This window comes from Aeromonas sp. R3-1 (assembly GCF_040908345.1).
Taxonomy (GTDB): Bacteria; Pseudomonadota; Gammaproteobacteria; order Enterobacterales; family Aeromonadaceae; genus Aeromonas; species Aeromonas veronii.
Genome location: NZ_JBFODN010000059.1, coordinates 1 through 21,016, shown reverse-complemented (window position 1 = coordinate 21,016; position 21,016 = coordinate 1). Strand labels below are relative to the sequence as shown.

Annotated in this window: 20 protein-coding genes and 1 riboswitch; of the genes, 11 read left to right on the top strand and 9 right to left on the bottom strand. The window is 59.3% G+C overall.

The window, feature by feature from the left end:
* Positions 1–136: 136 nt before the first annotated feature.
* Positions 137–403: a DNA-binding transcriptional regulator gene (locus AB5Y85_RS03390; RefSeq protein WP_005338367.1), complete on the bottom strand. Its 267-nt coding sequence runs from the start codon at positions 401–403 to the stop codon at positions 137–139.
* Between the two features lie 258 nt (positions 404–661).
* On the opposite strand from AB5Y85_RS03390, the gene AB5Y85_RS03385 reads away from it, so the two are divergent.
* The 4 genes from AB5Y85_RS03385 (at position 662) to AB5Y85_RS03370 (ending at position 5,162) form a co-directional block, all read left to right on the top strand.
* Complete coding sequence (locus AB5Y85_RS03385) at positions 662–1,258, top strand: hypothetical protein (protein WP_257123459.1); 597 nt, start codon at positions 662–664, stop codon at positions 1,256–1,258.
* A 308-nt stretch (positions 1,259–1,566) separates the two neighbouring features.
* Positions 1,567–2,586, top strand: a complete 1,020-nt coding sequence (gene ompA, locus AB5Y85_RS03380) for a porin OmpA (RefSeq protein ID WP_013723997.1) — start codon at positions 1,567–1,569, stop codon at positions 2,584–2,586.
* A 307-nt stretch (positions 2,587–2,893) separates the two neighbouring features.
* Positions 2,894–3,892, top strand: a complete 999-nt coding sequence (ompA, locus tag AB5Y85_RS03375; RefSeq protein WP_127008130.1) for a porin OmpA — start codon at positions 2,894–2,896, stop codon at positions 3,890–3,892.
* 232 nt (positions 3,893–4,124) lie between these two features.
* Entirely contained in the window at positions 4,125–5,162 is a 1,038-nt protein-coding gene (locus AB5Y85_RS03370; RefSeq protein WP_257687131.1) for an OmpA family protein, read from the top strand.
* A gap of 85 nt (positions 5,163–5,247) precedes the next feature.
* Here the strand turns inward: AB5Y85_RS03370 and AB5Y85_RS03365 are convergent, their stop codons facing one another.
* On the bottom strand, positions 5,248–6,942 hold the full coding sequence (locus tag AB5Y85_RS03365; RefSeq protein ID WP_005338379.1) for an NAD-dependent malic enzyme: 1,695 nt from the start codon (positions 6,940–6,942) through the stop codon (positions 5,248–5,250).
* Positions 6,943–7,011: 69 nt separating this feature from the next.
* Positions 7,012–7,869, bottom strand: coding sequence for an AraC family transcriptional regulator (locus AB5Y85_RS03360; protein ID WP_257687132.1), 858 nt, complete (start codon positions 7,867–7,869; stop codon positions 7,012–7,014).
* Positions 7,870–7,989: 120 nt separating this feature from the next.
* Between AB5Y85_RS03360 and AB5Y85_RS03355 the strand changes: the two genes are divergently transcribed.
* Positions 7,990–9,369 (top strand): MATE family efflux transporter, encoded by a 1,380-nt coding sequence (locus AB5Y85_RS03355; RefSeq protein ID WP_257687133.1) that lies wholly within the window; start codon positions 7,990–7,992, stop codon positions 9,367–9,369.
* Between the two features lie 123 nt (positions 9,370–9,492).
* Complete coding sequence (locus AB5Y85_RS03350; RefSeq protein ID WP_005338382.1) at positions 9,493–9,741, top strand: YciN family protein; 249 nt, start codon at positions 9,493–9,495, stop codon at positions 9,739–9,741.
* A 33-nt stretch (positions 9,742–9,774) separates the two neighbouring features.
* Here AB5Y85_RS03350 and AB5Y85_RS03345 read toward each other — a convergent pair whose 3' ends face one another.
* A complete protein-coding gene (locus AB5Y85_RS03345; RefSeq protein WP_005338383.1) occupies positions 9,775–10,896 on the bottom strand; it encodes a GGDEF domain-containing protein in 1,122 nt (373 codons plus the stop codon).
* 246 nt (positions 10,897–11,142) lie between these two features.
* Between AB5Y85_RS03345 and AB5Y85_RS03340 the strand changes: the two genes are divergently transcribed.
* Both AB5Y85_RS03340 and AB5Y85_RS03335 read left to right on the top strand, forming a co-directional pair.
* Positions 11,143–12,540 (top strand): nucleobase:cation symporter-2 family protein, encoded by a 1,398-nt coding sequence (locus tag AB5Y85_RS03340; protein WP_040066712.1) that lies wholly within the window; start codon positions 11,143–11,145, stop codon positions 12,538–12,540.
* A gap of 102 nt (positions 12,541–12,642) precedes the next feature.
* Positions 12,643–13,359 (top strand): protein ligase, encoded by a 717-nt coding sequence (locus AB5Y85_RS03335; RefSeq protein ID WP_257687134.1) that lies wholly within the window; start codon positions 12,643–12,645, stop codon positions 13,357–13,359.
* A gap of 115 nt (positions 13,360–13,474) precedes the next feature.
* On the opposite strand, the gene AB5Y85_RS03330 is transcribed toward AB5Y85_RS03335, so the two are convergent.
* Entirely contained in the window at positions 13,475–14,851 is a 1,377-nt protein-coding gene (locus AB5Y85_RS03330; protein ID WP_005338391.1) for a sodium:alanine symporter family protein, read from the bottom strand.
* 107 nt (positions 14,852–14,958) lie between these two features.
* Positions 14,959–15,074, bottom strand: a riboswitch (glycine riboswitch).
* Positions 15,075–15,581: 507 nt separating this feature from the next.
* Here AB5Y85_RS03330 and AB5Y85_RS03325 point away from each other — a divergent pair.
* Positions 15,582–16,733: a type III PLP-dependent enzyme gene (locus tag AB5Y85_RS03325; protein WP_236287114.1), complete on the top strand. Its 1,152-nt coding sequence runs from the start codon at positions 15,582–15,584 to the stop codon at positions 16,731–16,733.
* Between the two features lie 70 nt (positions 16,734–16,803).
* Here AB5Y85_RS03325 and AB5Y85_RS03320 read toward each other — a convergent pair whose 3' ends face one another.
* Complete coding sequence (locus AB5Y85_RS03320) at positions 16,804–17,772, bottom strand: calcium/sodium antiporter (RefSeq protein WP_236287116.1); 969 nt, start codon at positions 17,770–17,772, stop codon at positions 16,804–16,806.
* A gap of 126 nt (positions 17,773–17,898) precedes the next feature.
* On the bottom strand, positions 17,899–18,372 hold the full coding sequence (locus AB5Y85_RS03315; protein ID WP_206875717.1) for a peroxiredoxin: 474 nt from the start codon (positions 18,370–18,372) through the stop codon (positions 17,899–17,901).
* Between the two features lie 155 nt (positions 18,373–18,527).
* Between AB5Y85_RS03315 and AB5Y85_RS03310 the strand changes: the two genes are divergently transcribed.
* Entirely contained in the window at positions 18,528–19,454 is a 927-nt protein-coding gene (locus AB5Y85_RS03310; RefSeq protein WP_257687135.1) for a phenylacetate--CoA ligase family protein, read from the top strand.
* A gap of 83 nt (positions 19,455–19,537) precedes the next feature.
* Here AB5Y85_RS03310 and yfcD read toward each other — a convergent pair whose 3' ends face one another.
* Complete coding sequence (yfcD, locus tag AB5Y85_RS03305; RefSeq protein ID WP_021229132.1) at positions 19,538–20,020, bottom strand: NUDIX hydrolase YfcD; 483 nt, start codon at positions 20,018–20,020, stop codon at positions 19,538–19,540.
* A gap of 203 nt (positions 20,021–20,223) precedes the next feature.
* Here yfcD and AB5Y85_RS03300 point away from each other — a divergent pair, with 203 nt between their 5' ends.
* Entirely contained in the window at positions 20,224–20,442 is a 219-nt protein-coding gene (locus tag AB5Y85_RS03300) for a DUF1107 family protein (protein WP_005338403.1), read from the top strand.
* A 52-nt stretch (positions 20,443–20,494) separates the two neighbouring features.
* Here the strand turns inward: AB5Y85_RS03300 and AB5Y85_RS03295 are convergent, their stop codons facing one another.
* Entirely contained in the window at positions 20,495–20,809 is a 315-nt protein-coding gene (locus AB5Y85_RS03295; protein ID WP_257687136.1) for a DUF2845 domain-containing protein, read from the bottom strand.
* Positions 20,810–21,016 lie beyond the last annotated feature (207 nt).

Genomic DNA, 21,016 nt, shown 5'->3' with positions numbered 1-21,016 from the left:
CACCAGGGGCCCACTTTTCGGGGCCGCTTATTCTCGTTGGCCTGCATGGATAATTCAAAGCGTGTTAGATCAAAATATCGATCGGCAACCCAAAAAAAATACCGCCCGAAGGCGGCATTTCTATTCACATCGATGATCACGCCTTGGCGAGGTCATCCGGGCCAATCTGGCCGATTTCGGCGACTTTCTTGTCTGCCAGCAGCCAGAGGGTGAACTTGTGCAGATCCGGGTGGTGCGCCAAGGCAACCAGGAAGGCGCCCCCAACTTCACGGTAACCCAGCTCGTAGTTTTTCAGCGTGGTGGGAGGAACACCCAGCAAATCTGCAAACTTCGGACGGCTCAAACCGACCGCTTCACGGATCTGACGGATCTTCTTGCCAACAGTGACGATATTTGAATTCATAATGTTCCATACTCCGTTTGGCGGATTTACTCCGCCTTTTATTTTTCGCGACGACTCGTAGTCAAGTGTATCAGTTTTGTTCGGACTCGTTATGGTCGAGCCTCTATCTTATGAGCGCCTTTCGGCGACAACCCTTGCCTTCAAGGGGGGATGGTAATCGCTCAGCCGCCTCAGGTAAACAGTCTCGAAAAGAAACCTTTATTGTGGCCCCCCCAATAACTCGTATAATCCGCCGGATACCCATTAAGAGGAATAAGTATGGCGTTTCCCGGCATTATCTCTCGCCTGCACCCCGTATCCAGCACAGAAGAACTGGCACAACAGCGCCTGCAAGGTGAACAATATCGCGCCGAAGCATTCTGGCTTCCGGCCTTGATGTCCAGCCACGCCAGCGAGCTGCTGGCCGCCCTGCCGGAGAGCTGCAGCCTGTTTCTTGAACAGGCATGCCCGGATCTGGCCCTGCGCAGCCACGACGGCACCCTGCATAACAATGAGCAGCTCATCACGGTAAATGGCCAGTCTATTGCGTTGGCAACCACCCCGGGTGATGGTGGTCTGGTGCCCGAATCGGGCATGTGCGAGATGGTCGACTGGCTGGAGGCGGGACACCGCCACTTCATCTGTTCAGCTGCGGTTCAGCCTGTGGCTCGCGCCATCCTCAACATCTGGCCCCTTGACCCCTATCTGGCCCGACATTTCTTGATGACATTTACCCCCCTGCTGCAGAGCGCAACCCAGGCAGATTACCTTGCGGTCTTTGCCGCCAGAGCGAATCCAGCCAACCCGCATAGCGACTGGGTTCAGGCCTATATGAAGCTGGAGAAGAAACTGCACAGGGCCTATCTGGATCACTAATTAATCTGGATAAACAGCCAGTTAAGGGCACGACACAATTTGCCACAAGGCTCATTTGTGAGCTTGATCATGTTTTAAAATCGGCATAGAGTGCGCCTCGTCATCGGAATGACATCAGTTGCCTGGCAGTGGTTTCTCACGCATTGCGTGCCATGCCAGCGCACTCGACACACCAGGAGAGTGTGCAACCCGGTTATACCGGGTCATCTGCCAGACTCGACGCCAGCCGTACGGCGGAGCCTGCAGCTTACATAAATTACAAAGTGTGAAGCACGTGAATAACGTGCGATCTCAACGAGGATTTTTTTATGATGAAAATGGCTCCTTCCATGATCGCCATCGCCATGGCTGCTCTGGGTGCTACCGCTGCTCACGCCGCTGACGACATCTACTTCGGTGCCGGTGTCGGTGCTACTCACTTCAACGGCCTGAACAAGCTGGAAAGCACCAATGTAGGCCAGGAAGACGCGGCAGCTGCCAACGCCTTCATGGGTTACAACTTCACCGAAAACTTCGGTACCGAACTGGGCTACCAGTACACCGGTCGTGGCAACACCGACGGCAACCGTTACGAGAGCCAGGGTGCCACCCTGTCCGGTATCGCACGTATGCCGGTTGGCAACGACTTCTCCCTGTTCGCTGAAGGCGGCGCCTACTGGGGTCACACCGATGGTCTGGGCACCAGCGACACTAAAGTTTCCCCGCTGGCCGGTGCTGGTGTGACTTACAAGGTAAATGACGCGCTGGATCTGCAAGCTCGCTACCGCTACATGTGGGACGTGGCTGACCTGCACGCCAACGGTGAGCGTTACAAAGCCAACCAGAGCATCGCTACTCTGGAAGCGGTATACCACCCGTTCCGTACTTCCTACGTAGCTCCGGTAGCTGCTCCGGTAGTTGAAGAAGCTCCTGCTCCGGCTCCGCAAGTGGTAGAGAAGAACTTCGCCCTGAACTCAGACGTGCTGTTTGCCTTCGGCAAAGACACCCTGAAGCCGGAAGGCGTTGCAGCCCTGAACGGTCTGTATCAGCAAATCGTTGAGTTCCAGCCGAAAGATGGCAACGCTGTTGTTGTTGGTTACACCGACCGTATCGGTTCCGACGCTTACAACCAGAAGCTGTCTGAAGCCCGTGCCCGTACCGTTGCCAACTTCCTGGTGAGCAAAGGTATGGCTGCCAGCAAAGTTGCCATCGAAGGTCGTGGCGAAGCCAACCCGGTTACCGGCACCAAGTGCAACGGCGTAACTGCTAAAGCTCAGCTGATCTCCTGCCTGGCTCCGGATCGTCGCGTAGAAGTTCGCGTATCTGGCGTACAAGAAGTTCAGCAATAATCTGACCTCGTTCAGATAGTGCGAAAAAAAGGGATGCTGCGGCATCCCTTTTTGTTTGTCTCGTTCTCGCTTGCATCCCTCACTCCCGCCTCCCTGCCCTTGCCTGCCCCGTCTCGAAAGCATAAAGTAGTTGCGCCTGTAAGGTATTGGATAAGTACTAAAAAGCGCTTCTTGTCCGGTCTGTTGTCCATGACGCCAATGCATCATGAGAGTCCAAAGCCTTCGCTATCCACTTTGCTGGCGATTTTTCGCAGCAATAAAAACAAGTGCATTGCCCGACATGGGCTAACACAACGAGGATAAACCGATGAAACTCAAAATGGCTCCTACCCTGATTGCACTGGCGCTCGCCGCCGCAGGCACCACAGCTCAGGCTGCCGATGACTGGTACACCGGTGTTGGTGCAGGTTGGGCATATGCCCACGGTCTGGATGATTTTGGCAAAGACACTGACAAAGACGCCACCGCGCTGAGCCTGTTCGGCGGTTACAACTTCAACGACTACTACGCAGCTGAACTGGGCTACCTCTACGCCGGTAAAGCGGGCGTTGACGGTGCCGATTTCAAAACCCAGGGTGCAACCCTCTCCGGTATCGCCCGCCTGCCGCTGGGCGACATCTTCTCGGTGTTTGCTGAAGGCGGTGCCTACTTCAATCACGTCAACGGCAATGGCAACAGCGACAACGGCACTGCACCGCTGGCGGGCCTGGGTCTGACTGCCAAGCTCTCCGACCTTATCGATGTGCAGGCACGCTACCGCTATCTGTGGAATCTGGGTGACGAGCAGAAAACCTGGGAGAGCGACATGAGCGTCGCGACCCTGGAGCTGGTGATGCACCCGAACCGCACCTCTTATGTTGCCCCGGTTGCCGCCCCTGCGCCTGAGCCGGTTCCCGAGCCGGTACTGGTCGACAAGAACTTCGCCCTGAGCTCAGACGTGCTGTTTGCCTTTGGCAAATCCACCCTCAAGCCAGAAGGTGTCGCAGCGCTGAACACCCTGTATCAGCAGATCGTTGATGTTCAGCCGAAAGATGGCAGCGCCGTGGTCGTCGGTTACACCGACCGTATCGGTTCTGATGCCTACAACCAGAAACTATCCGAAGCGCGTGCCCGTACCGTAGCCGACTTCCTGGTTGGCAAAGGTCTGCCGGCTGGCAAAGTTGCCATCGAAGGTCGCGGTGAAGCCAATCCGGTCACCGGTACCCAGTGCAACAGCGTCAAGGGCAAGGCTCAGCTGATCTCCTGCCTGGCACCGGATCGCCGTGTAGAAGTACGCGTCACCGGCGTGCAGCAAGTACAACAGTAATCCTGCAGTCCGACATAACAAGGAGGCCACCTGGCCTCCTGTTTCTTGCCGCTTATTTCACCTACTTTGTAACCCTCTATTGCCCCCTTCCTCTTCCCGTCTCGCGCCCTAGTTCACGGCGTGTCGCCCCCCATACCTCTTTGGTGGTTAAAAACAGCCCGTCACCTATACATAAGTGTGGGGTTTGACCAGCAGGCAACCCCACTACACCAAACATCGACGAGGATACGCGATGAACATAAGAGTAAAACCTGTGTGGATTGCATTGGCATTGGCGAGCACAGGCGCACAAGCGGAACCGGTTCACGACTGGTATGCCGGGATTGGCGGTGGCTGGGCCATTGCCCACAATCTGAATGATTTCAGTCAGGATGTCGGCAAGGATGCGACTGCGCTCTCCCTGTTTGGCGGCTACAACTTCACGGAAAACCTGGGGGTAGAGATTGGCTATCTCTCCACCGGTGACTGGGATATCAGCGGCCATGACTTCAACAGCAAGGGAGCCACGCTGTCAGTCATTGGCCGCCTGCCGCTCAGCGAGATGTTCTCGCTCTTTGCCGAGGGCGGTGGCTATATCTATCACGTCGAGTCGGTCAATGGCGGGGACGACAACCTGGCGCCGCTGGCGGGTCTGGGAGTGACGGCCCGGCTCCATGACTGGGTCGATCTGCAGGCACGCTACCGTTACATAGTGCGCGTTGGCGATGATCCGGATAACGGCAAAGCCAACAGCGGCACCCAGCACTGGGTCAGCGACATCAGCACCGCCACGCTGGAACTGGTGATCCACCCGAACCGCAGCCAACCCAAAGAAGCAGCCCCCACGCCCGCCCCGGTCGTGGTTCCCCCGCCACCGGCCGAACCGGAGGTGGTGGATCAGACCTTTAACCTCAGTTCCGATGTGCTGTTCGCCTTTGGCAAAGCGGACCTCAAACAGGAGGGGATGAGTGCGCTGGACGATCTCTACCAGCAGATCGTCGACGTGCAGCCCAAGGATGGCAGTGCGGTCGTGATGGGATATACCGACCGCATCGGCTCGGATGCCAACAATCAGAGGTTGTCAGAAGCTCGGGCCCAAACCGTTGCCGACTTTCTGATCAGCAAGGGATTGCCTGCCGACAAGGTGAGCATCCAGGGCAATGGCGCGAGTAATCCGGTCACCGGCAACCAGTGTGATGCCATCAAGGCGAAGGCGGCGCTCATCGACTGCCTTGGGCCGGATCGCCGGGTAGAGGTGCGCATAACCGGCGTACAGGGCGGCAGCGAGTAGTTGATCTTGAGGCGATAACCATGTCAGACGTGCAGTAAAAAGGGATGCTTGCGCATCCCTTTTGCTTTGCCACTTCCCGCAGAAATCAGAACGAGGTGCGGCGGTAGCGGCGATATTCCGGATGCCAGAAGTTGGCGTCGATGGCCTGATCGATCACCTCGTCCGGGGTCTGCACCGCCTTGCCCTGCAGCATGGCGGTCTTGGCCACCATCTTGGCGATGTAGCGGGAGACCTGATGGATATCCGCCAGATCCGGCAGCAGAGAACCCTCCTCACCTTTCACCAGCGGCGAGCACTCCGCCAGCGCACGACTGGCCGACATCAGCATGGCGTCGGTCACCCGGGTGGCGCCGGAGGCAATGACGCCAAGGCCGATCCCCGGGAAGATGAAGGAGTTGTTGCACTGGGCGATGACGTAGCGCTTGCCCTTGTGCTCCACCGGTGCGAACGGGCTGCCGGTGGCCACCAGCGCCTGACCGTCGGTCCAGCGGATAAGGTCAGCCGGCGTCGCCTCGACCCGGGAGGTGGGGTTGGAGAGCGGGAAGATGATGGGACGGGCACAGTGCTTGTGCATGGTCTTGACCACCTCTTCGGTAAACAGCCCCGGCTGACCGGAAACCCCGATCAGGATGTCCGGGCGACCATGCTCCATCACCTCCAGCAGGGAGATATTGTCCCCCACCGGCCAGTCGGCGATGCGCTCCACCGGTTGGGAGAGACGGCGCTGGAAGTCGAGCTGGTTGGGGATCTTGTCGGTGATAAGACCAAAGCGGTCCACCATAAAGACACGGCTGCGCGCCTGGGCATCGGTCAGCCCCTCGGCCTTCATCTGTGCCACGATCTGCTCGGCAATACCGCAACCGGCGCTGCCCGCGCCGAGGAAGGCAACCCGCTTCTCGGAGAGCTTGGCGCCGGAGGCCTTGCAGGCGGCGATGAGGCTGCCCAAGGTCACGGCAGCCGTACCCTGAATATCGTCGTTGAAGCAGCAGAGCTCGTTCTTGTAGCGGTTGAGCAGCGGCATGGCGTTGTTCTGGGCGAAGTCCTCGAACTGCAGCAGGATATCGGGCCAACGACGCTTGACCGCCTGAATGAAGGCATCGACAAACTCGGCATACTCATCCCCCGAGATACGCGGATTGCGCCACCCCATATAGAAGGGGTCATTCAGCAGTTGCTGGTTGTTGGTGCCGACATCCAGCACCACCGGCAGGCAGTAGGCGGGCGAGATACCGCCACAGGCGGTGTAGAGGGAGAGCTTGCCGATGGGAATGCCCATGCCGCCGATCCCCTGATCACCCAGACCCAGGATCCGCTCGCCATCGGTCACTACGATCACCTTGACGTTCTGCTTGGTGGCGTTTTGCAGCATGTCATCGATCCTGTCCTTGTCCGGATAGGAGATAAACAGGCCACGGGCGCGGCGATAGATGTTGGAGAACTCCTCGCACGCCTTACCGACGGTCGGGGTGTAGATGATGGGCAGCATCTCGGTCAGGTGGTTGTGCAGCAGACGGTAGAAGAGCGTCTCGTTGGTATCCTGGATGTTGCGCAGGTAGATGTGCTTGTCCATGTCGTTGCCAAACGCCATGAACTGGCGATAGGCGCGCTCGGCCTGCTCTTCGATGGTCTCGATATTCTGGGGCAACAGGCCTTCGAGATTGAAGTTGCTGCGCTCTTCGCTGGTGAAGGCGCTGCCCTTGTTGAGCAAAGGGGTCTCCAGCAGGGCGGGACCGGCGTAGGGAATGTAGAGAGGACGTTTCTGGTTATTATCTTCAAACATGGATCTTGGTACCTAAACGGTTAGCTAGACGCAGGGACCCGCCGATCCTAGGGGCTTGTCTCATTAATTTCAAAGAGTTTGCACATCCGTTGCAAAAGGTTTGCGACCCAGTCGACGAAAGACGCCGGGGGTCTGACCAGTCAGACGACGAAAGCGGTTGGCAAAGTTGGCCCCATCGCTGTAACCGACCCGGGCCGCCAGCTCGCCAAGTGGCCAGTTGGTATAGAGCAGCAGCTGGCGCGCCTTGTTCATTCTGAGCTCGGTCACCCTCGCCATCGGCCCCATACCGAACGCTTGCTGGCAGAGGCGATGCAGATGGGGCACCGAGCAGGCCATCTGTCGGGCCAGCAGGGCGACACTCCAGGGTTCGTCCAGGCGCGCCTCCACCCGGCGAAACAGTGCCTGCAATCTGAGTTCAGGGGTACCGCGTACCTCCCCTTGCAGGGTGCGCTCCAGCAGCGCCAGCAACAGGCTGAGCAGTTGGGGTTGCAGCGGGGAGCGAACCCCTTCCCCCTGCATCAGGCTGAGCAGATGGTAGAGCTGATCGCCGCCATCCCCTTGCCAGATACGGTGACCAAGGCGATGCAGGTGCTGCCAGCGCGGCACGTCATCGAGCAAAATCCAGCTGATCTGCCAGCTTTCGCCAATCAGCTTGAGACCACCGGGCACGGCGGCGGGCAGGAAAATCAGCGACCCGGCCGGAATGGCTTGCTCCCCCTCGTCGGTGAGCAGCGCCCCCCCCTCATCATGACTCATCATCAGGATGTGAAACTCGGGGCGATTGCGGCGGATGAGGTAGTGATCCCGCACCCGGGAGAGGCCGGTCAGAAAGATCCCTGCCTCGCCGAGCAGGGGCAGCCCTTCACGTCCCAGCATCTGCTCTTCACAGGCTGGCGCTATCTCCAGACACTCGCTGGCAAATGGCATAACACCTCAACAGGATAGTTTTACACAAGAAAACCGAGAGCTACTCACAGTGAGAAGAGCCTCATCAGCCCCTATCATACCCCTGACAAACCTTGCTTTTCTTATACCCGGTTAACAACTATGAATTATTGGCAAGCGATTTTAAAACAAACCACCGATCGCGAGTTCATGACCCGATTGTGGCGGCTGGCCCTGCCTGTCTCGCTGCAATCCATGATGTTCTCCCTGCTCGGCCTCATCGATATCATGATGGTGAGCCAGCTTGGCACCACGGCTGTGGCGGCGGTCGGCTTGGGTAACCGGGTCTTCTTTTTCAATCTGCTGGTGATAGCGGGCCTCGCGGGCGGGGTCTCGGTATTGGCAGCACAATACTTCGGGCGCGGGGAGATGGCCGGGGTGCGCCGCTCCCTGGCGCTGGCCATAGTGGGCGCTCTGCTGGTCACCCTGCCCTTTGCCTTCATCTATGTGTTATCACCGGGCAGCGTACTCGGCTTTGCCAGTCAGGATCCGGCACTGCGCAAGCTGGCGGATCAATTCTTGATGATCACCGGCGCCACCATCCTCTGTACCGCCATCGTGGTGCCGCTGGAGTCAGCCCTGCGCTCGGTCGGCAATGCCGCCGCGCCGACTCGCATCGGCATTATCGCCATCATCGCCAACGTCATCCTCAACTACGCCCTCATCTTCGGTCACTTCGGCTTCGAGGCGATGGGGGTCGCCGGTTCGGCCTGGGGCACCACCATTTCCCGGCTGCTGCAGACAGCCCTGCTGCTGCTCTACGTAAAGCGTTATGAGGCGCGCCTGATCCCGCGCGCACCAGACTGGCTGGCCGCCTTCAAGCGCAAGGAGGTGGTGCGCTTTACCCTGATCGCCCTGCCGCTGCTGTTCCATGACGGCCTCTGGGCCTTCGGCATGCTGATTTACGGCTTTCTCTACGCCCATCTTGGCACCGATTCGCTGGCCATCATGACCACACTCGGCACCCTGGAGAGCATCCTTATCTCCCTCTTCTTCGGACTGGCGGTAGCCTGCTCCACCCTGCTCGGCCACCGGCTCGGGGCCGAGGAGTACGAGATTGCCTGGCAGCACTCCCAGCTGTTCCTGCTGCTCGCCCCCATCGGTGCGCTACTGGTGGGGATCATCGTCTGGCTGCTGCAAGCCAACCTGCTGCAGTGGGTCGGCAACCTGCCCCCCGAGCTGATGACGGAAGCGGGTCAGGTGCTCGGCATCATGTGTCTCGGGATGCTGCTCAAGGTGTTCAACATGGTAGGGATCATCGGGGTGCTGCGCTCTGGCGGCGATGTGAACTACAGCATCTTTATCGACATCGTCGGCATGTGGTGCATCGGCATCCCGCTCGCCTGGGTGGCGGTCACGCTGCTCGGCTGGCCCCTCTCCTGGGTGGTGGCGGTGGTATTGCTTGAGGAACTCAGCAAGGTGTTGCTGGTGCAGCGCCGTATTCGCCAACGCTGCTGGTTGAAGAATCTGGTGATCGGATAAACAGCCACAAATCGGGGTCATATCAATGACAGAAAAACCCTGTTTGCAGTATGCTGGGCGCCTCTTCAATCAGAGACAGGGATCCACGGTTTCCCTGTCCAGTAGTCGTTTAAGGAGACGAGCATGCAACCACAGAAAGAGCTGATCACCGAGACGGCCCTGCTTGAGATGGCCAACAAGATCATCAAAGAGCATGAAGACTTCATCCACGGTATGCGCGCCGATTCGGTGGAGCAGAAGGGGGATATTCTGGTGTTCAAGGGGGAGTATTTCCTGGCCGAAGATGGCACCCCGACCGGCAAGACTATGGCGGTCTTCAACATGTTCAAGCTGCTGGCCCAGCAGCTCTCCGGCAAGTACAAGCTGGCCTGATTTCACCAGCACATTGCCAACAGGATGCCGCCCTCAGGCGGCATCTGTTTTTGCGCGGTTCTGCCCCTCGACCACCACGCAGTTGCGTCCCGCCATCTTGGCCTGATAGAGACACTCGTCGGCACGGTTGATCAGAATATCGATGGTGTCATCGGCACGAGCCATGGCAATCCCGATACTCACCGTCACCTCCAGCAATTCGTCCGAGGTGGGGCTCTTCACCAGACGCGCCTCGACGGCAATGCGCAGCCGCTCGGCCATTTTGCTCGCCAGTGCCGGATCGGCGCAGTTATGCATCAGGATGGCAAACTCTTCGCCGCCATAACGCCCCAGCACCATGTCAGGCTCCAGCTGCTCGCCCAGGGTGGTCGCCACCTCCTTGAGCACCGCATCCCCCGCCAGATGGCCGTAGATATCGTTGATCCGCTTGAAGCGATCGAGATCCAGCAGCATCACCGCAAAGGGCTTCTTCTTGAGTTGCAGCCGGATTCTGGCCTGCTCCAGCTGCTTCATCAACAGGCGGCGGTTCATCATGCCGGTCAGCTCATCGGTGGTCGATTCCCGATATAGCCGCAGCAGCATGTTGAGTTGGCCGCACTGCACCCAGCAACTGGCCATGGTAAACATGCCGAGCACCCACACCTGATTCAGGGTGGCCTGACTCCAGATGCTCTGGCCCACCAGCAGCCAGTGGCCCAGCAGCATGGTCACCAGTACCACGCCTGCCAGTTGCAAGCCGAGGGAGAGGGGGATAGGGAAGATGGCAAACAGGGTGATCAGCAGATAGGGAAAGGCAGCATAGCCCGCCTGCAACTCCTGTCCGGCGCCAAAGCTGTTCAGGCAGAAGAGGGAGAAGAGCATCATCACGGCCATCAGGTAGCCAAGGGCCAGCTTCATCCGTTCCCGCTTGAAGTGGATGAGATACGAAAGCGGAATAAGTGGCGAGAGCGCCAGGGTGCAGAAGATCCTGGCCTGGAACAGCTGCTCGAAATGAACGGCGGGCAAGGTCAACCAATCCACCACGGCCCAGGCGGGCAATCCGAGCATCAGCAAGCAGGTCAGCAGGCGCAAACGCACCGTCATAAACCCCATGCGAGTACGAGTAAAGTCTTCGGAGTGAACCCTCGCACTCCAGAACTCTGACAACTTGAGCATCCAGAGTCTCCACGATGAATACTGAGGGCTCATTCTACACCTACAAAGTGGTAAAAATGTCATTAGCGGGGAGAATAAAAAGGAGAGGTCGGTCACACAAACCGACAGATGATAATCGCAGCACGCAAACGTTTCAACCCATCAAAAAATAAACCTTTTTTTGCATAATTAGCGCTGGTCAGCCTCATTTCAATCACTACAATAGCGCCCAATTTTCTCCCCCTCCCCACACAATTCGAGGTACTTATGGAACAGGCTGCTGTCACACGCGCCAATCGAGAGGCACATCCCCCCAGGCGAGCCCATAGCGAACTGGTCTATGGCATAGAGGATGTCCCGCCTCTGCCCCAGACGCTGTTCGCCGCCCTGCAGCATATGCTCGCCATGTTTGTCGCCATCATTACCCCGCCCCTGATTATCGCCAATGCCCTCGGCCTCCCTGCCGCCGACACCCGTTATATCGTCTCCATGTCGCTGGTCATGTCCGGCATCGCCTCCTTCATTCAAACCCGCCGCTTCGGCCCCATCGGTTCCGGCCTGCTCTCGGTACAAGGTACCAGCTTCAACTTCCTCGGCCCCATCATCGCCTCCGGTCTCGCCCTCAAACAGGCCGCCATGCCCACCGAGGATCTGTTGGGCACATTGTTTGGCACCATGATGGTTGCCGCACTCACTATCGTGGTGATGAGCCGCTTCCTCCATCTGGTGAAACGGATCATCACCCCGCTGGTCACCGGCATAGTGGTGCTGCTGATCGGCCTGACCCTGATCAAAGTGGGCCTGATCAGCATGGGCGGCGGCTATGCAGCCCTCTCTGATGGCAGCTTCGCCAGTCACACCAACCTCTTCCTCTCCCTGCTGGTGCTCGGCCTTATCGTGTTGCTGCAACGCAGTCGCAACCCCTGGCTGCGTCTCTCCGCCATCATGATCGCCATGCTGGCGGGCTATGCCGTGGCCCTGCTGTTGGGCAAAGTGAGCGCCCCCACCTTCGACGGCCCGCTGGTGATGGTGCCTATTCCGCTTCACTACGGTCTCGGCTTTGACTGGCAGCTGTTCGTGCCGCTCGCCATCATCTTCGTGGTGACGGCGCTCGAAGCGATCGGCGACATGACCGCCACCTCGGATATCTCCGGCGAGCCACTGGAAGGGCCTGTCTATATGGAGCGGATCAAAGGCGGCGTGCTGGCCGATGGTGCCAACTCCATGCTGGCAGCGGTTTTCTCCACCTTCCCCATGTCCACCTTCGCCCAGAATAACGGCGTCATTCAGCTGACCGGCGTCGCCAGCCGTCACGTCGGGCTCTTTATCGCCGCCATGCTGGCCCTGCTCGGCCTGTTCCCGGCGGTCGCCAGTCTGGTGCAACAGATCCCCGAGCCCGTGCTGGGCGGAGCGACCATCGTCATGTTTGGCACCATCGCCGCCGCTGGCGTGCGCATCATTGCCCGCGAGGAGCTGGATCGCCGCGCCCTGATGATCCTGGCGGTGTCGCTGGCCATGGGGCTGGGGGTCGCACAGGTGCCGGAAGTGCTGCAACACCTGCCGGAGCTGGCCAAGAGCGTACTCTCCTACGGCGTCGCCACCGGTGGCATTACCGCCATCGTGCTCAACCTGCTGCTGCCCAAGCGCGAAGCGCGCCACTCCTGAGACGTCATCAACCGATAGCAGACTCAAGCCCCGCACTGCGGGGCTTTACCTTGTCAGCCGCCACGGGTAGTGTGCTGAGCAGCCTTTTTTGAGGATGCCGCCATGCCCTATCGCCTGCTCTCTCCCCTCCCCGATACCGCTTCACCCGCACAAATACTGGCGCAAGAGCAGCACTGGCTGCGCGACTGTGCCCATGACGGCCAGCCCCGCGCTCACCTCTGGCAGGCGCCCCAATGCCTGATTGTCACTCGCAAAGATACCCGCCTCCCCCATTACGAAGCCGCCTGCCAGCAACTTGCAGCTGAAGGTTGGCCAGTGCATGTGCGCGACAGCGGCGGCACTGCCGTGCCCCACGGGGCGGGGATCCTCAACCTATCCCTGCTGCTGCCCCGCACCACCACAGATCTCGCCCACTACTACCGGCTGCTGGGGGCGCCGCTACTGACCCTGCTGGCAGAGTACGGCCTTGAGGGAAGCTATGACTTCGTGCCCGGCTCCTTTTGCGATGGTCAGTACAATCTGGTGATCGGGGGACGCAAGATCACCGGTACCGCCCAGCGCTGGCTGGCGCCGGGGCAGGATCACCAGGGCGCCGTGCTGGCGCAAGCCATGCTGCTGGTGGCGGGTGATGTGGATAAGGGAACCAGGATGGCGAGCCGCTTCTACGAACTGGCGGGCGGGGAGCTGCGTTTTTCCCCCAGCACCTCCACCACCCTGGCAAGCTGCATCGATTGGCGCGGTAGCGATCAGGCACTGGTGGAGAAAGTGCGAGCACGTTTGGATAGCCTGCTGAGCGAGGGGCTATCCCCCTCATCCTGACCTTATCCCTAAGGGAGAGGGAAAGTACCCGTCCATAGACACAGCGCACAAAAAAAGCCACGACCGGAGTCGTGGCTTGTTCTTTTCAAGGGGAGCGTGAAACGGGCTGAGGCATTCAGGCCGTCTGCGGCTCCGGCTCGGCTTCGCTATCCAGATCCCGGCTAAAGTAGGCGCGGGTCTCGGCGATCACCACATGGCGCAGACCAATCAGGCCGATGAGGTTGGGCACCGCCATCAGGCCGTTAACGATATCGGCCAGCAGCCAAATCATGTCCAGATGGAGGAAAGCACCGCTCGCCACCAGCGCCAGATAGACCAGACGATAGGGCTTGATTGCCTTAACCCCGAACAGGTATTCGGTGCAACGCTCGCCGTAGTAGTTCCAGCCAAGGATGGTGGTAAAGGCAAAGAACAGGAGGCCAATGCTCACCAGATACTGGCCAACATGGGCATCGAGCCCCTGGGCAAAGGCCAGACTGGTCATGGCCGCACCGCTTGCATCGCCGCTCCACACGCCGGTCACCACCAGGGTCAGGCCGGTCATGGTGCAGATGATGATGGTGTCGATGAAGGTACCTGTCATGGAGACCAGCCCCTGCTCCACGCACGAATCGGTCTTGGCTGCCGCCGCCGCGATGGGCGCAGAGCCCAGTCCCGATTCGTTGGAGAAGACCCCGCGCGCCACCCCGGACTGAATGGCCAGCATGATGCTGGCACCGACGAAGCCGCCGGTCGCCGCATGGCCGGTGAAGGCACTCTCGATAACCAGCATGACGGCATCGGGCAGGGCGCTGGCGTTGTTCACCAGCACGCCCAGACAGGCGACGATGTAGAAGATGGCCATGAAGGGCACCACCTTGCTCGACACACTGGAGATGGATTTGATCCCCCCCAGGGTCACCAGCGCCACGATCAGGGTCAGCACCACGGCGGTCGCTTCACGGGGCACCGAGAAGGAGAGGCTCATGGCGTCTGAGATAGCATTGACCTGCGGGAAGGTACCGATACCGAAGAAAGCCACGCCGATGCCGAACAGGGCAAACAACTTGGCCAGCGGCTTGGAACCAAGCCCCTTCTCCAGATAGTACATGGGGCCACCCGCCATCTGGCCGTTGGCATCCTGCTCGCGATATTTCACCGCCAGCAGGCACTCGGCGTATTTGGTAGCCATGCCGAACAGCGCTGCCATCCACATCCAGAACAGGGCACCCGGGCCCCCCAGCTTGATGGCGGTGGCCACCCCGACGATATTGCCGGTACCGATGGTGGCAGAGAGGGCGGTACAGAGGGCGCCGAAGCTGGAGACATCCCCCTGCTTGCCCTGCCCCTGATCGCGACCAAAGACCAGCCGCAGAGCGAGCGGCAAGCGCACCACCTGAAGCAGACCCAGACGCAGGGTGAGATAGATACCGGTCCCGACCAGCAGGATCAGCAGGGGTGGACCCCAGATAAAACTATCGATGGCGGTTAACGCCGATTGAATTGATGACATGCATCCTCCTTAAGAAACAGAAATTAAGGAGGAGAAGGATGATCTTCCCATAGGTGTCGCGATCGGCCAGAGGCGATCGGATGCGGGCCAAGCCCAGGTACAACCATCCCATCCCCTCTGTCCTTTTGCCTGAGAGTTTCCGGCGCCAGCCTGCCCTTGCGGGTAGTCATGGTGCCTTGCTCCTTCGGCGCCCGATTTAACGGGTCTCTCCAGAGTATCGTCCAGTAGCAGTCCACACCGGTTGCCCGGTACCTGAAAGATTCACTTCTTCGGTGGATGGTTGCCCATCGCTCTCCTGCTACCTTCATCCGAACTAGTTTGGATTAGGAAGTCGGCATGTTAATCCAAAAAATGTGAGCTGTCTCGCACTTGGCCGCCCCCATTTATATTTTTTTAGTGACCACCAGAATCGCAGCAAGAATGTTAAATGTTAGTTAACTATCAACAAGTTAGGCTCTCACGGATCAAATGTGGCCCAAACGGGAAAAATGGCGGATAGAGAACAGTGATCCCTCTCGTTTCGCCAAGAAAATCTTGCTGACATATCCAATCAAAATGCTTGCACACAGAATCAATAAGCCGATAATCCGCTGCATAACCAAGCACTTTGCCATCAATTTATGCACTGTGTTCGGTTGGTCCCACCGGACCGCTCGCCTGACCCGGCCGTCGCCGGTTCAATCGCATATGGCTTGGGCATATCACGCCCCCTAAGGATGACCAAAAGAGAATGAACGAGACCCTGGTAGCACAAGATTACCGTCAGCTGGTTGAACAATTCGGCTCCCCCCTGCTGCTGCTCGACAAGGCAGCCGTCCGCAAACAGTATCGGACCCTGGCCGCCGCCCTGCCCGATGTACGATTGCACTATGCACTCAAACCCCTGCCCCATGAGGCGGTGGTCTCTGTCTTGAAGGAAGAGGGGGCCTGTTTCGATCTGGCCACCAATGGCGAAGTGGATCTGGTGCGCAGTCAGGGGGTTCGCCCGGGCCGTTGCATTCATACCCATCCCATCAAGCGCGACAGCGATATCCGTTACGCGCTGGAGTTCGGCTGCACCGTGTTTGTCTACGACAACCCGCTGGAGCTGGAAAAGTTCATTCCCTACAAGGACGAAGTGAAACTGCTGTTGCGGGTCAGCTTCCCCAACCCCGAGACCAAGGTCGACCTCTCCAAGAAGTTCGGCTGCACTCCGGAGCAGGCGCTGCCGCTGCTGCAACTGGCCCACGCCAAGGGGATCAAGGTGATGGGGCTGTCGTTCCACGTCGGCTCCCAGGTACCCCACGCCCGTCGCCATGTGCAGGCCATCGACGCGTGCCGCGATATCATGGAGCAGGCCTGGGCGCTCGGGCTCAAGCCCTGGGTGCTGGATATCGGCGGCGGTTTCCCGGTGGATTATGAAGGGGGCGAGTTCGATATCGACGGCTTCTGCGCGCCGATCCGCGAAGCGCTGGCCAAGTTGCCCGCTACCGTGCAGAAGATTGCCGAACCGGGCCGCTTTATCAGCGCGCCGGCCATGACTTCGGTTTCAAGCGTTATGGGCAAGGCCCACCGCGGCGACAAGATCTGGTACTACCTGGATGACGGTCTCTACGGCAGCTACAACGGCCAGCTCTACGACCACGTTACCTATCCGGTGAGCACGCCTTATGCCAGCGGCGAGCAACACAACTCGGTGCTCTCCGGCCCGACCTGCGACAGCGTGGATGTGATCCGCGATGGCATCATGCTGCCGGATCTGGCTATCGGCGAACTGGTGATTGGCAAGGTGATGGGCGCCTACACCTGGGCCTCCGCCTCAACTTTCAACTTCTTCCCCAAGGCGAGCATCCTTATTCTGGACAGCAGCCAGAAGGGCCAGAAACTGGTGGCTGTCGCTTAAACGCCGCCAACAGAATGCAAAGAGGGGAAGCCATGGCTTCCCCTCTTTCGTTGCATCTTGCCCGATATGGCTAGACGAACTGGCTGCCCAGCAACCAACCGGTGTAGGCGACGAAGCAGGTGAGCAGCACGCCCCCCTCCAGCCGGTTGATGCGGCCCTGCCCCTTGCGGCCCAGACACATCACCAGCAGCAGCAGGGTCAGCCCCATCATGATGCTCCAGTCGCGGGAGAGCACTTCCGGCGCCACATCGAGCGGGTGAATACCGGACGCAATCCCCACCACCGCCAGGGTGTTGAACAGGTTGGAGCCGAGCACGTTGCCAAGGGCCAGATCGTGCTCGTTCTTGCGAATGGCGATAAGCGAAGAGGCCAGCTCCGGCAGCGAAGTACCGATAGCGACGATGGTGAGGCCAATCACCAGATCGCTGATACCAAGTGCCTGAGCGATGGTCACCGCCCCCCAGACCAACAGGCGGGAAGCGCCGATCAGCAGCACCAGCCCGACCACCAGCCAGAAGATGGCACTCTTGAGGGACATCCCCTCGCTCTCGATATCCTCGGCGGTCTCGGTATCCAGCGCATCGCCCTTGCCATTCATGCCAGCCCAGATGGACCAGCCCATCAGGGCAACGAAGACGGCCCCCAGAATGACCGCATCCATCCGGCCCAGATGCCCATCAATCAGCAGGGCGCCGGAGAGCAGGGTAATACCAAGCAGGATCGGGATCTCCTTGCGCACAACCTGAGAGGCCACCGCGATAGGGCTGATCAGTGCCGTCAGGCCCAGGATCAGCGCGATATTGGTGATGTTGGAGCCATAGGCATTGCCGAGCGCCAACCCGGGATTGCCCTGGGACGCAGCCAGTGCCGAGACCACCATCTCCGGGGCCGAGGTACCAAAACCGATGATCACCATGCCGATCAGCAGCGGCGGCATCCCCGCATAACGGGCGGTGGCGGCAGCGCCATCGACAAACTTGTCTGCACTCCAGACCAGCAGCGCCAGTCCGGCAATCAGGGCAACAAAAGCCAGGGTCATAGGATCTTCATCTCTTGTGATCTGCAACGAAGCGCCAGCCCGAACGGGCAGGCACCATGGGAAAGTGGCGCCAGTGTAGCTGTGCCGCCTCCCATTTCAAGGGGAAATCAAACCGTGATTAACATTTCACAGTGCAGCCAGCAGGCTCGCGGCATCGGAGACCTCAAACTTGCCCGGCGCCTCCACAAACAGCTGCTCGACCACACCATCGTTGGCGATCAACGCAAAGCGCTGGGCGCGGATGCCGCCAAAGGCGCCGGTATCTTTGGCCAGACCCAGCGCTTGGCTCCAGCTGCCGTCGCCATCCGCCAGCATGGTGATCGCCTCTGCATTCTGGGCCGTCTGCCAGGCCCGCATCACGAAAGCGTCGTTGACCGACAGACAACAGATGGCATCCACCCCTTTGGCCATAAACTGATCGGCCAGCACCACATAGCCGGGCAGATGAGCATTGGAGCAGGTGGGAGTAAAGGCGCCGGGTACCGCAAACAGCACCACTTTTTTACCGGCGAACAGCGTCTTGCTATCCCGCAGCTGCTTGCCCTCGGCGGTGATAAAGGTAAATTCGCCAGCAGGCAGGGGTTGTCCTACAGCAATCATGATTTCTCGTCCTGAGTAGTGATGGGAAGTCGCCAGTTTATCCCAGAGTGACGATGTCGCCTAACAGCGGCTCTGAGCCTGACCATGGATAGCGGCAGGCATTTTCCCCTTGGGCAGACTACTCTTGAGCTGGTTTCACGGCGCCAGGAGGCCCCATGCAACACTATTACGATGGTCTGGAAATTCGTCCCCCCGCCCTGCGCGAACAGCAGCAACTGGACCAGCTCAATCATCAGCTTACCCATGTCAGTCAATATTGCGCCGGTTACTCCAGCGCCTATCGCCAGTGCCGCCTCGAGGATCTGGCAGAGCTGGCCACCCTGCCACTGCTCGACAGCAAAGAGCTCTTTGCCGCCCAGCAAGCTCATCCCCCCTTTGCCGGTCTCACCGGCCGTCCGGCCAGTCAGGCGCTGCGGGTATTCTCCTGTCCGGGCCAGCTGGCCATCCCCGAATATGCGGGGGCTGACTGGTGGGGGGCCGCCCGGGCGCTGTTTGCCGCCGGTTTCAAGGCGGGGGAAGTGATGCTCAACGGCCACGACTATCATGCTGGCCCCACCGCCTTTATCTTCGATAACGGCGCCCGCCAGCTGGGGGCTCCAGTAGTACCCTGCGGGCCCCACGATACCCAGCGCCAGCTGGAGGCACTGCTGCGCTATCAACCCACCGGCTATGTCGGCCCGCTGGTGACCCTGCTCGACCTGCTGGAAGCGGCCGAAGCAGCGGAGATCCCGAGCGACTCGCTGCGCCGCGCCCTGTTGTGCGAAGCCACCCATCCTGAAACGGCACCACTGCGCGCCATTCACGGCATTGCGGCCCTCAACTGTCTGGTGTGGCAGGATGTGGGGGTGGTGGCCTACGAGAGCCAGCCCGGTCATGGCTTTATCGTCAATGAGAGCTGCATCATCGAGATCATCGATCCCGCCAGCGGCAATCCCGTTAGTGGCGACGAGACCGGCCAGCTGGTGGTGACCCGGCTCGATCTGGAATATCCATTGCTGCGTCTGGCCACCGACTGGCAAGGGCACTGGCTCGCAAAACCAAGCGCTTGCGGGCGCACCAACCGACGCCTCAAGCTGGTGTAGCAGACCAAGTAAATGCACACATGCAAACGGGCAGCCATCAGGCTGCCCGTCTTGTCTCTGGAGAAGAGAATATATGAAGTTGGTCAGCGCCTTGCCTGCCAGGTGGCGATGGCGAGCAGGGAGTCGGGGGTAAATTCGCTGGCGCGCTCGGCAATCTCGGCCAGGCTCATCCAGTGCACCGCGCTCACCTCTTCGGCCTGCAACTGCAGCGGCCCCTGATAACGGCAACTGAAGAGGCCACCCCAGACCCGGTAGCCCTCCCCTTCCGCATAAAAGCTGCCAAAGCCCTGCAGAGGAACATCCATAATCCCCAGCTCTTCGGCCAGCTCGCGGCGGGCGGAGCGCTCCATCTCCTCGCCGGTGGTGACCACACCACCGGCGCAGGCATCCAGCATGCCGGGGCAGAAATCCTTGCTGAGGGTGCGCCGCTGCACCAGGATCCGATCCGCGTCGTCGAGCACCAGAATATAGCTGGCACGATGGCAGAGATTCTCCCGCCGCACCTTGGCTCGCTCGGCCACGCCAATCACCCGGTTGTTCCCGTCCACCACATCAACCCATTCCACGCACAGGCCCTTTCGTTTGTTCCATTCAAGCCCGCAGTATATCGGTGCGGTGGTTTGCCATGGCACAACTTTTTCGATGATGACGTCAATTTGCCGAGCTCACTGGCAAAATAAGGATTCATGCAAATCTTTATAAACCGTCATATCAGTGTCATCGACCGACACCATAGTGTGCCCTGTCCAGGCAATCAGGGAACCGTGTGATGAAGGTATTCAAGCAGTTATCCCCACGGCAGATCGCTCGCTACATCAAGAGCTTTCATCGAGGCTATTTTGCCATCGAGTCGCTGGGGACATTTGAATTCAACGCGGGCAGGATCAGCCTCCATGGCCTGACCTGCCGCCAGCGGCTAAGACTGGCTCGCCAGATCAATCTGGCTGTCAGACAACTTGGTCACCGCGACCCCTTGCCGGACATGTGAGTCAAAGGGTCTTGCCCTACTGTCTGTTGTGCATCCATGCTTTGCCCGCCGGCTACTGGCCGCGCGGGCCGTTTTCGATATCGGTAATGATGCCGTTGCGCACCGTCACAAAGCGCATGAACTCGTTATTGCCGAAGTTGTAGGTCCAGCGTTCACCATATTTGACCTGCACCATGTTGCCAAACTGGTTCTCCTCGTTGCGGTTGAGCTCTTCACGCAACATCGGCTCACCGCACTTGAGCAGCATCTCGGCGGTGGTGTCTCCCTCGGTGATCAGGGCGTTCTTGCAGCGCATGGCATCAGCACTGGCCGGAATGCTCAGCAGCAACAGAGCAAGCCCCGCTACTTTCTTCATCTTCTTGCTCATCGGGTTCTCCTTATTCTCTCTAATGAGTCGCAGTATGCCTGTTCCCGTTTCTGAAAAAACCAGTAAAAAGCGCAAAAGATCTGCCCTTTTCTCCTTTCCAGCCCGCTGGTCGCGACAAATGCTGTCTATCACATAATCCAAAAACAAACGGCGACCCGAGGGTCGCCGTTTGCATCAAGCCAGCAGGATCACAGGATGTCCAGCAGC